Source organism: Psychrobacter immobilis (genome assembly GCF_904846285.1).
In the GTDB taxonomy this organism is placed as follows: Bacteria; Pseudomonadota; Gammaproteobacteria; order Pseudomonadales; family Moraxellaceae; genus Psychrobacter; species Psychrobacter immobilis_D.
The window spans coordinates 54,962-70,591 of the sequence record NZ_CAJHAD010000016.1; the positions used below are offsets into that span (position 1 = coordinate 54,962).

13 protein-coding genes are annotated in these 15,630 nt (G+C 43.7%); 6 read left to right on the forward strand and 7 right to left on the reverse strand.

Translation table 11 applies throughout. From position 1 onward, the window contains the following. Positions 1–8 precede the first annotated feature (8 nt). Positions 9–641, forward strand: coding sequence for a c-type cytochrome (locus JMX13_RS09980; RefSeq protein ID WP_201612357.1), 633 nt, complete (start codon positions 9–11; stop codon positions 639–641). A gap of 191 nt (positions 642–832) precedes the next feature. On the opposite strand, the gene JMX13_RS09985 is transcribed toward JMX13_RS09980, so the two are convergent. From JMX13_RS09985 to tolQ, 4 genes are all read right to left on the reverse strand, one after another. Next, complete coding sequence (locus JMX13_RS09985) at positions 833–2,125, reverse strand: PD40 domain-containing protein (protein WP_201612343.1); 1,293 nt, start codon at positions 2,123–2,125, stop codon at positions 833–835. Between the two features lie 172 nt (positions 2,126–2,297). Beyond that, positions 2,298–3,311: a cell envelope integrity protein TolA gene (locus tag JMX13_RS09990; RefSeq protein ID WP_201612358.1), complete on the reverse strand. Its 1,014-nt coding sequence runs from the start codon at positions 3,309–3,311 to the stop codon at positions 2,298–2,300. Between the two features lie 150 nt (positions 3,312–3,461). Beyond that, positions 3,462–3,920 (reverse strand): protein TolR, encoded by a 459-nt coding sequence (tolR, locus tag JMX13_RS09995; RefSeq protein WP_201543062.1) that lies wholly within the window; start codon positions 3,918–3,920, stop codon positions 3,462–3,464. Beyond that, positions 3,917–4,657, reverse strand: a complete 741-nt coding sequence (gene tolQ / locus JMX13_RS10000) for a protein TolQ (RefSeq protein WP_201612344.1) — start codon at positions 4,655–4,657, stop codon at positions 3,917–3,919. Before tolQ ends, tolR begins: the two co-directional genes overlap by 4 nt. Before the next feature lie 446 nt (positions 4,658–5,103). Here tolQ and JMX13_RS10005 point away from each other — a divergent pair, with 446 nt between their 5' ends. From JMX13_RS10005 to JMX13_RS10015, 3 genes are all read left to right on the forward strand, one after another. After that, positions 5,104–6,399, forward strand: coding sequence for an NCS2 family permease (locus JMX13_RS10005; protein WP_201612345.1), 1,296 nt, complete (start codon positions 5,104–5,106; stop codon positions 6,397–6,399). Between the two features lie 733 nt (positions 6,400–7,132). Then, positions 7,133–10,396 (forward strand): bifunctional proline dehydrogenase/L-glutamate gamma-semialdehyde dehydrogenase PutA, encoded by a 3,264-nt coding sequence (gene putA / locus JMX13_RS10010; protein ID WP_201612346.1) that lies wholly within the window; start codon positions 7,133–7,135, stop codon positions 10,394–10,396. Positions 10,397–10,407: 11 nt separating this feature from the next. Further along, complete coding sequence (locus JMX13_RS10015) at positions 10,408–11,100, forward strand: 1-pyrroline-5-carboxylate dehydrogenase (RefSeq protein WP_201612347.1); 693 nt, start codon at positions 10,408–10,410, stop codon at positions 11,098–11,100. A gap of 111 nt (positions 11,101–11,211) precedes the next feature. On the opposite strand, the gene JMX13_RS10020 is transcribed toward JMX13_RS10015, so the two are convergent. After that, a complete protein-coding gene (locus tag JMX13_RS10020) occupies positions 11,212–12,384 on the reverse strand; it encodes a cupin domain-containing protein (RefSeq protein ID WP_201612348.1) in 1,173 nt (390 codons plus the stop codon). Between the two features lie 197 nt (positions 12,385–12,581). On the opposite strand from JMX13_RS10020, the gene JMX13_RS10025 reads away from it, so the two are divergent. Beyond that, positions 12,582–12,764: an NF038104 family lipoprotein gene (locus JMX13_RS10025; RefSeq protein ID WP_201612349.1), complete on the forward strand. Its 183-nt coding sequence runs from the start codon at positions 12,582–12,584 to the stop codon at positions 12,762–12,764. A 29-nt stretch (positions 12,765–12,793) separates the two neighbouring features. On the opposite strand, the gene JMX13_RS10030 is transcribed toward JMX13_RS10025, so the two are convergent. Together JMX13_RS10030 and purB are read right to left on the reverse strand one after the other, a co-directional pair. Beyond that, complete coding sequence (locus JMX13_RS10030; protein WP_201612350.1) at positions 12,794–13,447, reverse strand: DUF2238 domain-containing protein; 654 nt, start codon at positions 13,445–13,447, stop codon at positions 12,794–12,796. Positions 13,448–13,503: 56 nt separating this feature from the next. Beyond that, the gene (purB, locus tag JMX13_RS10035) at positions 13,504–14,895 is read right to left on the reverse strand and encodes an adenylosuccinate lyase (protein WP_201612351.1); all 1,392 of its coding nucleotides are present in this window, start codon (positions 14,893–14,895) and stop codon (positions 13,504–13,506) included. Between the two features lie 196 nt (positions 14,896–15,091). On the opposite strand from purB, the gene JMX13_RS10040 reads away from it, so the two are divergent. Further along, positions 15,092–15,448, forward strand: a complete 357-nt coding sequence (locus JMX13_RS10040) for a hypothetical protein (RefSeq protein WP_201612352.1) — start codon at positions 15,092–15,094, stop codon at positions 15,446–15,448. The last annotated feature ends 182 nt before the right edge of the window (positions 15,449–15,630 follow it).

Below are 15,630 nucleotides of genomic sequence, written 5' to 3' on the forward strand. Positions count from 1 at the left end.
AAAAAGTCATGAAAAACATGACACCCAAACTGCTGACTGTGATGTTGCTGACTGGGATGAGTAGTGCAGCAATTTTAGGCTGTAGTCAACAGTCAGATGACGTACAGACGGTGGCGAGTATACATGAGCAAGACCCCGTCACAACGGATGATTATCAGGCAAGTCGTAATACGGGCAGTTGGGGCGGCGTTTATATGAGTCGTGAGGAGCTTGCCGCACCTGCTATCAATATCGTTGATCACAGCTCACTTCCTACTATGGAAAATGATCCAAGTATTGCTGAGTGGGACGCAAAGTTTGAAGGAAAAAATGCTTTTGTGACGACAGATGGTAAAAAGCTGTATCACGACTCTTGCGCTGCTTGTCATATGCATAAAGGCGAGGGCGCTTATGGCGCAGGGTATTATCCGCCACTCGCTAATAACAGCAAAATGCAATCGAAGTATTACATCATTGATATCTTAATCAATGGCTTTCGTGGCATGCCATCGTTTCATAAGATGATGAATGATGAGCAGATGGCGGCGGTCACTCAGTATGTCGTCAGTGATTTGAACGGTTTTACTGATACGGTTACCGCTGAAGATGTGGCACAGCTAAGACATGCGGTTCCGCCAGCTAGCGATCCAAGTGATGAGTAATGCAATGAGTTAATGTTTTAGCTAACAGTTTTTAAGTATTGGTTTTTACTTACTTATAGCTAATTTTAACTATAAAAGTCGCACCATTCTTTGAAGTCAAAAAAAGCGCCTAATATTTATTAGACGCTTTTTTATATCTGAAATTTCGTTTCTAGGGTTTCATTAACTTGTAAAACGAAAAGTTAATTAAGCTATTTAGGGCTCGATGACCAGACAGGCGAGCGGATAGTACCCTGACCAGATTTACCAAAGGATTCGCCACCGTTCAGCGATTTGATGGTCAGTACGCCTTTACCGCCTTGCTTTGAGGCGTAAACCACGCGCTTACCATTGGGCGAAAAGCTTGGGGCTTCGTCGATACCGGTATTGCCCAAGTTGGCAGTGACTGCGCCACCACTATTCATGATGGCAGCTGAGCGACCACTTAAAAAAGCAATCTGTGAGCCATCGCTACTAAACTGCGGGCTGGTCGCATAACCACTATTTGATACTTGAGTCGTACGTCCTGAACCAAATTCATAACGATAGATGCGCGGTTTGTTAAACCCTGCACGGTCACTCACGAAGACAAAAGATTTGCCATCTGGTGCGTAGCTTGGTTGTACTTCACTGCTTGGCCAATTGGTGATACGTCGAGGCTGACCGCCACTAGCGCTCATCTCATAAATATCGGCACTACCTTCAAAGCTACTAGAAAACAGTATTTTGCTACCATCTGGTGAAAACGATGGGCTAAGATTGCTACCTGGGAATGGCGTTAATGGTGTCGCACCACCACCGCTCACGCTTTGTATATAGATAACAGGGTAAGATTTGTCGCGCTGGACTGAATAGGCGATGCGATTGCCATCAGGTGACCATGTAGGCGAGAAGATAGAGCCTGCCACCTCTGTAATAGTTTTGGCGTTTTCGCCATCAGCATCCATGACCTTTAGGCGTGATACTTTTTCTTTGCCAGTGCCAATCTCTTCGATATAGGCAATACGTCCTGAGAAGTCACCGGGAATGCCGGTGATAAGCTCATATACTTTATCAGCGATAACGTGAGCTGCATAACGCATGCTTTCTTTATTATTATCAGCAGTTAACGTTTGCTTACCTTCTATCACGCGTCCTGTTTTAACCTCAATAACTTCATAGTCGGTAACAACTTTACCGCGATTGCTTCGCGTGCTACCGATGACAAGATAAGGAATGCCCATACTTTGCCAAACCGGTAGCGTGCCTGCTAACTCGCTACTACTATGCGGCTGCTGCGGTAGGTTTTGGCTAGTGACTTTAAGCTCTGTTTTGCTTAGATCATTCGAGATAATAGACGATAAGGTAGTGTCACCGGCAAAGGGCACAAAAGCCACTTGGCTTTGCTGTACTGGAATCTCATAATCCAATTCTAAAACGACGGGTGCCGCAAAGACGCTAGGAGCAAGCATCAAGCTTGAGGTGCTGGCAAGTAAAGAGAGGCATAGTTGTTTATGGATGCGCATGACCAAATCGAACTCCTAGGTTGGGATAATGTTTGTTATAGGCGGTAAACTAACGATTAAATACTATCGCAGCAGATATAATTGTGTCGTAGTGAGTATCAAGTTACTTAAACTAAAGTTAGCAATGATTTTTAAGCTAAAGTTAGCAATAATATCGTCTTAGAGCAACTGGTTAATTGCTGCCCTTGAACTGAATGGTAAAGGTAGGATATTTAGGGTCATCGGCATCAATTGGTAAGCTGCCAGTATTTAACACCGCTTGCTTAGCAGCTTCATTGACCGCGCTGTCAGGCCCTGAAGCGGAGACACTCACCACATTACCACTGGCATTGACAGTGATGGTTAAGGTGGTGCGCTGCGTCGAGCCCTTCGCTGCTGTCGGCGGATTATAGTTTCGTTTGATGAGGTTGACAATTTCACTGTTGCTGGCACCGCGGTTGCCACTTGATGCCGAGCGACTGCTGCCTTTTGCGGTACTTGAGGTCGTGGCGTCACCAGATAATGTTGATTGCCCATCATCTCCTAGGCTAAGCGTTTGACTTGCACTGCCAGAACCACCGGTATTGATTTCTATATTTCTATCACTAGCAGTAGGGCGTTTAATCTTAGGCGGGTTATTTTGCTTGTTGCGAAAATCACCCAGCCTTTTTTGCTCTTCAATAAGCTGTTGTCTTTTGTCTTGTTCAACTTGATCATGTTCTTCGAGCACAGATTCATCTAACTGCGCTGCCCATTCCGCCATATTACGCTCATAATCTTGATTTTGTTCAAGTAGACGTTGGTGTTGCTCTTCGCTCATCAACATCGGGCGACTAGCGGGGTCATTGGAATGAGTAAAAACAGGCACACGCTCAGAGTTTGGCTGAGTTTGGCTGTCGTAGCTGATACTACTATCAGTGCTATTTTCTGACATATTACTTGATGAGCCACTTGAACTGCCGTCGGTCTGCATGGCGCTGGCCGCTGCTGCACGATTGGCAATTATCTGTCCTTGCATCTCAGCCAGTTGCTCAGGGGATATCATGACGGTTTCAATAGTGCCCGCAGTCTCGACTTCCATATTCTGATAGCTATAAATCAAGATACCAATCACAAGACCATGTGCCAGTAAACTGAGCAACGTAGGCAAGGTTAGCCCGTTACCTTCAGGTTCGGTCGGCACATAAACGGTCGGTGCATTACGCATGGCACTGATACTCGAAAACAGGATACTCAAGGATACGGTACTCGAAAATAGGGCACTTAAGAACGTGAGACTGAAAAATATGAGACTGGAAAAAGAGCTTCATCAAATTATCTACTTTATTATAACCAACGGCGCTAAGAGTGGGCGATATTATAATGCAGGCGCAGGTAAAGGCGCGCCTGTCAATAGTCCTACCTTTTGAATGCCTGCTTGTTGTAAGGTTGCCATCAGGGTCATGATAGCGCCATACTGGTTATTTTGATCGGCATTAATCATCACTTGTAAAGGCTGTGCACCCACTTCGCTACTTTGAGTTTGCAGATTGGATAGCGTATCAATCAGCTCCGGCTCGCTAATCGGCAAGTCGATATTATTCTCATAACTGATAAAAATCTCGCCACTGTCCGTCAAGGACACAATCACAGGTAGCTGGCTTTGGCTCATGGTATTGGTTTGCTCTTTTGGCAAATCAACGTCGACGCCTGTAATCAGCATCGGCGCGGTGACCATAAATATCACTAGCAGCACTAACATGACGTCGATATAAGGAACAACGTTCATCTCCGCATTGAGCGCTTTTTTCTCACGGCGATAGGGACTTTGTTTCATAGACCAGTTACCTGAGTGCTTTTATTAACTGGATTGACTGGGCTTACTTGCGTACTAGGCTGCGGATTCTCGATACTAGTTTCGCGTTGTAGCATCCCCGTCATCTCATCACAGAATAAGGCACGCGAGTCGTATAGGCGGCTTGATTTGGCGGTAAAATGATTATAAGCCAATACCGCAGGAATAGCGGCAAATAGACCCATAGCAGTAGCAATCAAGGCTTCAGCAATACCGGGCGCCACAGTGGCTAACGTTGCTTGTTCGCTTTGCGACAGTCCCAAAAAGGCATTCATAATGCCCCAAACGGTACCAAATAAACCAACATAAGGTGCGACTGAGCCAATACTTGCCAGCGTCGTCAATCCTGACTCTAATAACTGCTGCTGACGTCCCAATCCCACTCGAAGCTTACGTTCAACGCCATCGATAATGTCATCTTTAGGTTGGCGTTTTTTATGCATTCTTAAGTATTCTGAAAACCCGACATAAAAAATCTGCTCAAGACCTTGGCGCTCAGGTGAACCTTGCACGCCTTGATAGAGCTTCGCCAAATCTTCTCCTGACCAAAACCAAGTTTCAAACTGTTGATCAAAGTTTTTAGCCGTACCTAAACGGGCACTCATACGAAAAATAATCACCCAACTGAGTAACGAGGCTAATAATAACAATGCCATCACAATCTGTACCAATAGACTGGCTTGGGTGATCAGGTCGACAATATTTAATGATTCAGGCATGGGTTAGGCTCATGGGTAATTAATAATAACGGCTTTTATGGGGTTGGCTAAATACTTATAGCTGCTAGAGGCGAGCAGGTATTCTCATCAGATTTTTATCCTGTCTCCTCGCCACAACCCCCTAGTGTACTGTGAAATGAGGAAAAGGTCATTTATTATAGTGTTAAAGTGTAAAATGATAAATAAAAAGCTTTGAAGTAAGAATAATAATAAAGATTGACTAAGCGCTGAAACATTGTTCGCTTAGTCACAGTTAATGGTGCTAAATTGCAGTTTTGTACCCACAAGGCACGGGTAATGATTGAATTTACACGCTAATTTCTCTAGAATGTTGCACTTTGTTACCGCTGCCTTTTGATAATGACGTCGCAATTTTTTTGCTGACGTCTTCTTTATTTTAGGCGCAATAAATTTGTTTTTTCACTAGCAAGCTGGGCGCGACACTTATGAATGCAATTGAACGCTATTTTGGAATCAATGGTGAAAACACCACGATCAAAACGGAAATTCTAGCCGGTATTACAACCTTTTTGACGATGGCTTACATCATCTTTGTAAACCCTAACGTGTTAGCCGAAGCGGGTATGGATAAAGGCGCTGTATTTGTTGCTACTTGTTTAGCAGCGGCAGTAGGCTGCTTTATTATGGGCATCTACGCAAGATTGCCGGTTGCATTAGCTCCAGGTATGGGGCTAAACGCCTTTTTCACCTATGGCGTCGTGCTTGGTATGGGCTATGCGTGGCAGACGGCGTTAGGTGCGGTATTCTTATCAGGGTGTTTATTTATCCTGTTGAGCCTATTTAAGATTCGTGAGTGGATTATTAATGCCATTCCGAACAGCCTCAAGCAAGGTATCGTCGCTGGTATCGGTGCATTTTTGGCGTTTATTGCTCTGCAAAGCTCCGGCATTATCGTGGGTCGTGATGCCACCTTAGTAATGCTCGGTGATATGACGTCATTTCCACCAATGATGGCAGCGTTTGGCTTCTTTATTATCATTGGTTTGGTCTATAAAAAAGTTCCTGGCGCGGTTACCATTGGTATCTTGCTCGTAACCATTATCAGTTTAATCACCGGTCATACGCAGTTCACTGGCATCATGTCGACGCCGCCATCGATTGCCCCGACACTCATGCAGCTTGATATTGCAGGCGCGTTTGATATCGGCATGATTAGTGTGATTTTTGCTTTCTTATTCGTTGATTTGTTTGATACCGCAGGCAGTTTGGTAGGTATCGCCAATAAAGCGGGCTTAATCGATAAAGACGGTAATATCCCCAATATGGACAAAGCGCTGCTTGCCGATTCAACGGCGACGGTTGCTGGTGCTATGTTAGGTACGTCATCGACGACCAGTTATATCGAAAGTGCCTCAGGCGTTGCCTCAGGCGGTCGTACGGGTCTGATGGCCGTGACCGTTGGCGTGATGTTTTTACTGAGTATTTTCTTTGCGCCACTCGCTGGTATGATTCCTGCTTATGCAACCGCTGGCGCGATATTTTATGTATCGGTATTGATGTTATTTACCCTAAAAGACATCAACTGGGAAGACTTAACCGAAGCCGCTCCAGTCGCTGTTGTATTGCTATTGACGCCGCTTACGTACTCTATCGCTGATGGTATTGCGCTTGGTTTTATTACCTTTACCGCCGTCAAGCTGATGACAGGTAAATTCTCTGAGATTACCATGGCTGTTTGGGTATTGACGGCTATCTTGTTGGCTAAACTGGTATTCTTATAATCGATTTAGCTATTATTTATATGGTTATAAATAGCTAAATTTATAATAGACTTAACCGTTTATAAAAACCCTCCTTATTCATTAATTGATAAGGAGGGTTTTTTTATGTTTAAAGATAAATGGTAATGGTAAATAAATCCAAATAATTGATTAGAAAAATAATTAATGGTTAATAGTAAACCTTTATCTATAACCAAAGCGTCACATTTGCGATAGCGTTAATAACCAATTGTTTTTAAAGAACATATATCTTGGTTAAAATAAGTAACAGCGGGGCTTTGAGGCTTTTTTTCATGCTACCATGACCAAGCTAAGCGCATCACCTCAATCAACGCCGTAGAGGTTTTTCTTACAGTGAATTTGCGTCATATAAGATGATAGATCCGGTTTTATTAAAAACATACTGCATCTGAGCATCACTCTCCATTCACTACTAACAAGAAGAAGGCACTAATGCCGCTTAGCTGTTCGTTGTTGCCTTTATATTGTTAACGTAGCCCGTTTAACACTAAAACGACCTACTTGATCGCTTCCAGCCTATGCTGGACTTCCTCGTTTTTTGATGGCGCTGTTGGGACTCTGATTGTTGTAAACATCCATTGATGATCATTATTCAATTTAACTGTTTAATTTAATTATTTAATTCAATAACGGTTATGAATGTCTTACAACATCACTAGAATTCCCAGCGCGCTATTTATTATGGTTTTTAGACGATAGTTATGGAGTTGTTATGAACCCAGTAGACCAGTTTACCCCGCAAGAGCCGATTTTATTTAAGCCAGCAGATTTGCTATCCCCAGACTATATTACCCAGTCGTCAGAAACGCTGCACGCTCGTATCTCACCTTTATATAGCGTTGATGAAGAGTGCTGGTTAACGCAGTTGTTGCCACTTGCCAAGCCGACTGATAGCGAACGCGAAGCGGCTGCCACGCAGACACGCCAACTGGTCGAGCACGTACGTAATGATGGCAAAGCTGTGAAAATGGTTGATTCGTTATTACTCGAATATAGCCTTGATACCCAAGAAGGTATTCTGCTGATGAGTTTGGCCGAAGCATTGATTCGAGTACCAGACAATTATACGGCTGACGCGCTGATTCATGACAAAATGAGTGTGGCAGATTGGAAAAAACACCTCAAAAATGACAATGGTTTTATTGTCAATGCCTCGACATGGGGCATGATGATGACCGGCCGTGTGGTCAGTATTGATAGCAATACTACCGCTTCAGGATTTTTGGATCGTATGACCAAAAAGATGGGTGAGCCGGTCATTCGTAGTGCGATGCAAAAAGCCATGCGTATCATGGGTCATCAGTTTGTATTGGGCGAAACCATTGAAGGGGCGAATAAAAATAGCCAACCATATCGTAATAAAGGCTATACCTATTCATTTGATATGCTAGGTGAAGCGGCCATTACCCATAAAGACGCTGAAAAATACTTCAACGATTATCTGCATGCGATTAAAGCGACTGCCAGTATCAAAGTTAAAGAGGGTATGCCAAAGCCGTCGGTATCTATTAAGCTGTCAGCCTTGCATCCGCGCTATGAAGCGACCCAAGAAGAGCAAGTCATGGGTCTATTACGTCAACGCTGCCTACTATTGATTGAAGCGGCACGAGAGGTCAATGTCGATATTAGTATCGATGCCGAGGAAGCCGACCGTCTTGAGATTTCTTTAAAGCTATTTGAGTCTCTATACCGTGATAACTTGACGGCTGATTGGGATGGCTTAGGTATTGTAGTACAAGGCTACTCTAAACGCGCGATTGCGATTTTAGTATGGTTAGCGCGCTTGGCAACTGAAGTCGGCGATCGTATTCCAGTGCGTTTGGTAAAAGGCGCGTATTGGGATACTGAGATTAAATTGGCGCAGCAAAAAGGTCTGTCAGGCTATCCAGTCTGGACACGTAAAGAAGGTACAGATACTGCCTATCTTGCTTGCGCACGCTTCTTATTATCCGAGCATTTACGCGGACTCATCTGGCCACAGTTTGCGACGCATAATGCGCACACGCTAGCGTCGATTATGACCATGAGTGCGCATCGAGATTTTGAGTTTCAGCGTCTACACGGCATGGGCGATGCGCTTTATGATCATATCCTGCAAGCCTATCAGATTCCGGTACGTATCTATGCACCGGTTGGCGCGCACAAAGACTTGTTGCCGTATTTGGTCCGTCGTTTACTTGAGAACGGTGCCAATAGCTCGTTTGTCCATCAGCTATTAGACAAGTCTTATCCAATCGACAAGCTAACCGTACATCCATACGATAAGTTATTGACCAACGATACCTTACACAATCCTGATATCCCGCTGCCGTTAGATATCTATGGTAAGCGCCGTGCCAGTTTCGGTCCCAATATCTTTGTGGAGTCACAATGGCTACCGTTTAAAGCGGCTATTGATAGCCATCTACATAAAACGTGGTCAGCGACTTCTATTATTAATGGTAAAGCGATTGCTGAATACGAAGCGGATGGTAAGACTCATAAGCTTGAATCTCAGAAAGTGCGTGCGCCTTGGAATCATGAAGTCATCGCTGGTGACGTAAAATATGCCAATGCAGATTTGGCCGTTCAAGCTATCGGTGCGGCGGTGGCAGGGCAAAGCGCGTGGCAAGCAGTACCGGCAGCGCAGCGGGCTGCTATATTGCGTAAAGTAGCGGACTTGTATGAGGAAAACTATGCGGAATTGATGGCGCTATGCCAGATTGAAGCTGGTAAAACTATGCAAGATGGTATTGATGAAATTAAAGAAGCCGTTGATTTTTGTCGCTTTTATGCCGACGAAGCAGAACGTTTAGACACTGTAGTGCATGAGTTCACCGATTTGTCTGGTAAAGATTCTCGTCAAGTTTGTAAAGCACGCGGTACTTTCGTATGTATCAGCCCTTGGAACTTCCCATTGGCGATCTATACGGGTCAAATCGTGGCAGCACTAGCAGCAGGCAATACTGTGGTGGCTAAGCCTGCTGAACAGACGAGCTTAATTGCGCATTTCGCTGCCCAATTAATGTACCAAGCAGGTGTGCCAGCAGAAGCATTACAGCTAGTGACGGGTGCGGGTGATGTTGGCGGTGCTTTGACGGCAGCGGATAATATTGCAGGTGTCATTTTTACGGGTTCAACCCAAACGGCGCAGCGTATCAATCAAAGCTTAAATAATCATGTGCAAGCTAATGGTGAGCTACCGGTCTTTATTGCTGAGACGGGTGGTCAAAATGCTATGATTGTTGACTCAACCGCACTACCTGAACAGGTGGTTAAAGATGCTGTCTTATCTGCCTTTGGTTCGGCTGGTCAGCGTTGTTCAGCGTGTCGTATATTATGCGTACAAGAAGAAGTCGCGGATGATTTAATCGAGTTACTGCAAGGTACTATGGCTGAGTTGATCGTTGGCAATCCACTGCACGTAACAACAGATGTAGGTCCGGTGATTGATGCGGATGCCAAGCGCAGTCTAGAAGCTCATATCGAGCGTATGAGCGCTGAGCCAACGGCGACTATTTTGGCGCAGACACCTATGAGTGCCAGCTCGGTTGTCAGCCAAGAGCAATCTACCTTTGTATTGCCAACGGCGATCGAGGTAAAAAGCATTGATGTCATCGGTGGCGAGCATTTTGGTCCGATATTGCATGTACTGCGTTATCAAGCGACTGACCTCAATCAGCTTATTGATGCTATTAACGGTACCGGTTTTGGTTTGACTTTGGGTATTCATAGCCGTATTGAAAATATTGTCGAGCATATTGAACGCCGTGCGTTTGTCGGTAATACCTATATCAACCGTAACCAAATTGGTGCGGTCGTCAACGTCCAGCCATTTGGCGGTTGTGGTCTCTCTGGTACGGGCCCGAAAGCAGGTGGTCCGCACTACGTGTCCCGTCTTATGCAGCTGCGCTCTGAGTCAATGACTAATGAGCATAGCAGCGCTGCAAACCAAAACAATACGACTGAATCACTCACTCAAACACAAATCGCATAAGGAGTAGCAAGATGGCGACTGAATTTAAAAAGAATCATGCCCAAGTTTGTGAATCTTGGCGATTACTTGGCGCGGTCAATCGCGCAACTTATCTACAAGCGGCTATTGCAAAATTGGCGTTGCTGACTGGCGATGCCAATAAAGCAAAGCGTTTGTTCAATCATTTATTGAGTGCTGCGCCCAGTCTAGATGAAGTGCACCGTATGACGGGCGCGACGGGTGAGTCCAATGATTTATACGTAACCGCTCGTGGCAAAACCATGGTCATCGGCGCTGAGTCTGCTCGCGCAATGGCAGTACTTGGGCAGTTAATCGCCGCATTATTGACTGGTAACGAGGTGATACTACATTGCCCAAGCCAAGATGAGATGTGCAATGAGGCTGCAAAAATACTGTACGAGACGGGCATTAGTGATGATGTGCTGAGTGTGGCTAATGACTCGCAAACCGTTACGCTATTATATATTGACCGCCTAGCGCAAGTGGCTGTCGCTGGTAATCAAAGCGAGGTACAAACGATTAGTCAGGAGCTTGCCAATACCGATGGTATCTTAACGCAAGTTATTGCTGTTACCGATATGGAAGGCTTGTCAGAGATGCTCACGCCTGATTATCTGTATCGCTTCGTCACTGAACGCGTAAGAACCATTAATACCACAGCGATTGGTGGTAACGCCAGCTTACTTGAGCTGGGAACAGATTAGATATTAGGACTAATAAATAAATGCACAATAAGAAACCGATACCTGCTCAGTCAGATATCGGTTTTTTTGTTTAAATAAAGGTGGTTTAATTTAAGTTAGTTAAATTGAAAATCACTCAGCAAAATCAATCCACACCCAGCCATTTTCAAGCCACTCACTTAATTCATCTGGGTCAACATCCATCACATCTTGACTCTGTAAATGTTCACCATTAGCCAAACGCATTAGGACAGCGGTCGCTTTATCATCCAAGCCATCAAGACGTTGGCCATTGGCATATAACGTAATGCCATCATTGGTCTGACGGTAAAGCAAACGATTACTATAATCCGCTTGCAGGGTGCCGCCATCGTTCAGGGCTTGCATGAGCTCATCGGTATCTAGTGTTTCTTCTGGCATCAGCGCGTCATACTGGCGTTTGCTGACGACTTCGGACACTGCTTGATGAATAATGTCATCACCGCGCTTAGATTGCAGCATTTGTAATAGCTGCTGTTTAATCGCATCTATGCTATCTGCTTGCAGTTCGCCAGATGCTTGTAGCGCTTGCGGCAATAGCATAGGTATAAATAAATCGCTGTCATTGGTGGCGATATCAGCCACGCTATCGATGATTTGCATTAAGTTTGGACGACGACAGCCAAAAGAAAATGTCAGGCAATCATCTTGGGCAACGCCAAAGTGTGATAATTTTGGTGGTACATAAAGCACATCACCAGCTTCTAACATCTCATCAAAGACAATCTCACCCATATCATCAAACAATCTAATCGGCTCATCGGCGACAAATTCGGTGTTTTTATCACAAAATTTACCCAACTGCCAACGACGTTGACCATAACCTTGGGCTAAAAACACATCATAATCATCATAATGCTTACCAACCGAGCCGCCTTTTGGCGCATAAGAAACCATAATGTCATCGCGCTGCCATTGCGGGATAAAGTCAAATGCTTGCCATAATTGCCCAAGCTCAGGTGACCATTGCTCAAGGTTTTGCACCAGCACGGTCCATTGCTCTGGCAGGTTATCAAAATCAGTTTCAGTTAGCGGGCTTTTTTTAAGTTGCCATTGTGGCAGACCTTCTTGCTTGCTCGCGCCTTGGGTCAGCAGGCGCGCTGATGCGTCTTCTTCTAATGCCAAACCAAGCATATCGTCTGGCTCAAACATACCAATTAACTGCGGTAAACCTTGCTTAATAAGTAAAGGTTTTTTTTGCCAATATTCGCTTAAAAACTGCTCAGGAGTAATAGAGCCGGGTAAACAAAGAGGAATTGAAGTCATTGATAAATCCATATCTAAAAATGGGTATAAGAGAAATAACAAGAGATGCTTTATAGAATAATTTTAATAGTTTATGATGCTAATCCATCTGACGGCTATTGCTATATTTTTAACGACTATAGTTTTAATGGTTATAGTTTTAATTATTACGGTATTAATAGCCACCATCAGAGCATCTAATGATTTATAGGAACTTTATGAAAAAACTGCATTTTATCGTCATTATCGCTAGCATATTTTTATTACAAGCTTGTGTACACAAGATTGTGACCGTACCGGTAAAAATCGCTTATAAAACCACCAAGGGCGTGGTCAAAGGTACAGTTGCGGTCGGTAAAGCCATCATACCGGGCGATAGTGATGATAAAAAAGACGATTAAAACCTTTGCTTATCAACCAGTTACTTTAGTTACTCAGTGATAATGTGCGTATCACGAGTTTGAAATAACAGAATGGTTGCCGCAATCAGCCCGCCAAGTAATGCCAAAGCCATGTCTTTGTGGGCATCCCACATATCGCCTTGCTGACCATTATAAGCTTCCGCGGCTTCTGGTGATAAAGTCGTCGCAATGCCCCATTCTAGTAGCTCATAAAGCAAGCTTGATGACATATTGATCATGAAAGCAATAGCGATTAAAAGCCTGATTGATTGAATCTTAAAGATAAATTTTGAGCTTTCAACCATCGCTCTAAATAGCAAAAGCCCATAGCTAAAATGAACCAGCCTGTCATACATATTACGCTGCCAACCAAATAGCTCGCTTAGCTGTATGCCAAATAGCTGCTGCGTCCAATCATCGTAAGGTACATACGAATATAGATAGCGTGCACCTATAATATGAATACATAGAAATATGGCAGCGAGCACGTAAGAGCGCGAGCTGATAAACCAGTAGCGATAAGCAATAAACATCAAGGCTAAAAAAAGCAGCGTACCCAGCTGATGCAGCAGATAGCTTGACCATTCTAAAGGCTCAATACTTGCCAATACCATGACGATAAACATCACCATAGTACTGACAACTACCGATTTAAAATTTCGATGCACAAGGTTTTGCTGCATGATGGACACTTATTTTGGCTAGCTGTTATTCGTAACTAGCAATTAATAGCTAGCGATTAAATCTTAGCAATCCACTCTTTAATAGTACGAGCTTGTTCAGCTGCATTACCCGTATAAGTAGCAGGCGTCATTTCACGTAGACGAGCTTTATCCGCATCGCTAACCGCATCTAATTCATCACTTTCAACGAAGGTTAGCATAGCCTCGCGAGTCATGGCATTACCACGAGTCAAAGCTTTTAGCTTCTCGTATGGGTTTTCGACACGGTAGCGACGCATAACAGTTTGAATCGGCTCTGCCAACACTTCTTGGGCATTGTCCAAGTCATCATTTAAGCGCTGCGCATTTAATTCAAGTTTGCTCACACCTTTTAGGCAAGCATCAAAAGCAATCATGCTCTGTGCCAGACCGACACCGATATTACGCAACACGGTAGAATCTGACAAGTCGCGCTGCATACGCGAAATTGGTAGCTTTTCACCCAAATGAGCTAGCATGGCATTAGCTACGCCTAGATTACCTTCTGAATTTTCAAAATCAATCGGGTTGACTTTATGCGGCATGGTAGAAGAACCCACTTCACCGTCTTTTAGGCGTTGTTTAAAATAGCCTAAGCTAATATATTGCCAAATATCACGGTTAAAATCGATTAGAATGGTATTGAAGCGTTTTACTGCATCAAATAACTCGGCGATATAATCATGCGGCTCAATTTGCGTGGTGTACGGGTTAAAAGTTAGCTCTAAGCGCTGGTCAATAAATTGCTCAGCGTGTGCTTGCCAATCAACATCAGGGTACGCTGAGAAATGGGCATTATAGTTACCGACCGCGCCGTTAATTTTACCGAGTAGCTCAACTTGACCGATTTGTTTGATTTGGCGGGCTAGGCGGTAAGCGACATTTGCCATCTCTTTACCCAAAGTTGTTGGGCTAGCGGTTTGACCATGCGTACGTGACAACATCGGCTGGTCAGCATGAGTAAGCGCCAAATCAACGATGCTGTCGGTGACTTGCTGCATTTTAGCAACCACAATCTCGCGGCTGTCTTTTAGCATTAATGCATATGATAGATTGTTGATATCTTCACTGGTACAAGCAAAATGAATGAATTCTAACGAATCCTCAAGCGCTACCTGACCACGGAATTTATCTTTAATAAAATATTCAACCGCTTTGACATCGTGGTTAGTGGTCGCTTCGATATCTTTAATCGCTTGCGCGTCCGCTTCACTAAAGTTATCAACGATGCTGTTTAAAAAGGCATTGGTATCAGCATCAAATGCTGCTAATTCACCAATCTCGCTATTATCCGCCAATGACTGTAACCAGCGAATCTCAACGGTGACACGTGCTTTAATTAAACCAAACTCAGATAAGTAAGGGCGTAAGCTGTCGGCTTTGGATGCGTAACGACCGTCGATTGGGGAAAGTGCGGTAAGTGGAGTCATGAAGGGGCCTCATTTAACAGTAAATAAAATAGTAAATAACACAGTACAGAAATTTTAGTGGCACAATTATAACCTGTTTATAAATAAGATTAAGTTAAAAAACAAATATCACATTAGTAAAATAATGTTTACTTGATAAATAGCTAGTGATATATTGCCGGATTAACTCAAACTCATATCAAACCAGGAACAAACAATGAATAAATTATTGGGCGTCTTATTATTAGGGTCTACTTTGAGTTTAACTGCTTGTGGTGGTGAATCAGATAGTAGTGGTTCATCTTACACGGGCTCTAACTCAGCACCCACAACTCCGAACACACAACCTACAACTCCTCCCAAGCCTACTATTGCTAAATGTAAATCTGAAGGTAACAATGTATATGTACCTAGAGAAGGCACATGTACTTTCGCAATTCCTAGTGTTAATGGCGGTAAAGAAAGCAGTTATGAATGTTCGGGCAATACCGTTACTTTAGGCTCAAAAATTTCAGGAGGAATATCTGCTGGTAGCCTCAACTTTAATGGTTATATAGTTCAATGTGCTAAATAATATCTATCGGCTTAAAAAATAAGTCGATTTATTTTTAAAAGCATTCACACGGGTAGTGGATGCTTTTTTTATATTCTAAAAGTTATAGTTAATCCAGAATAAAAGAGATACATCCCATATCACGAAACAGTTTAGGTAGATCATTCTCCATCCACCCTTGGCGTAGAAATTTTGCCTGTGCC

Excerpts from the sequence above, each read along its gene's own strand:
- JMX13_RS10015 (WP_201612347.1), top strand. The coding sequence starts at position 10,408 with ATGGCGACTGAATTTAAAAAGAATCATGCCCAAGTTTGTGAATCTTGG.
- JMX13_RS10020 (WP_201612348.1), bottom strand. The coding sequence starts at position 12,384 with ATGACTTCAATTCCTCTTTGTTTACCCGGCTCTATTACTCCTGAGCAG.
- JMX13_RS10025 (WP_201612349.1), top strand. The coding sequence starts at position 12,582 with ATGAAAAAACTGCATTTTATCGTCATTATCGCTAGCATATTTTTATTA.
- JMX13_RS09980 (WP_201612357.1), top strand. The coding sequence starts at position 9 with ATGAAAAACATGACACCCAAACTGCTGACTGTGATGTTGCTGACTGGG.
- JMX13_RS09990 (WP_201612358.1), bottom strand. The coding sequence starts at position 3,311 with ATGCGTAATGCACCGACCGTTTATGTGCCGACCGAACCTGAAGGTAAC.
- JMX13_RS10030 (WP_201612350.1), bottom strand. The coding sequence starts at position 13,447 with ATGCAGCAAAACCTTGTGCATCGAAATTTTAAATCGGTAGTTGTCAGT.
- JMX13_RS09985 (WP_201612343.1), bottom strand. The coding sequence starts at position 2,125 with ATGCGCATCCATAAACAACTATGCCTCTCTTTACTTGCCAGCACCTCA.
- JMX13_RS10005 (WP_201612345.1), top strand. The coding sequence starts at position 5,104 with ATGAATGCAATTGAACGCTATTTTGGAATCAATGGTGAAAACACCACG.
- putA (WP_201612346.1), top strand. The coding sequence starts at position 7,133 with ATGAACCCAGTAGACCAGTTTACCCCGCAAGAGCCGATTTTATTTAAG.
- tolR (WP_201543062.1), bottom strand. The coding sequence starts at position 3,920 with ATGAAACAAAGTCCCTATCGCCGTGAGAAAAAAGCGCTCAATGCGGAG.
- JMX13_RS10040 (WP_201612352.1), top strand. The coding sequence starts at position 15,092 with ATGAATAAATTATTGGGCGTCTTATTATTAGGGTCTACTTTGAGTTTA.
- purB (WP_201612351.1), bottom strand. The coding sequence starts at position 14,895 with ATGACTCCACTTACCGCACTTTCCCCAATCGACGGTCGTTACGCATCC.
- tolQ (WP_201612344.1), bottom strand. The coding sequence starts at position 4,657 with ATGCCTGAATCATTAAATATTGTCGACCTGATCACCCAAGCCAGTCTA.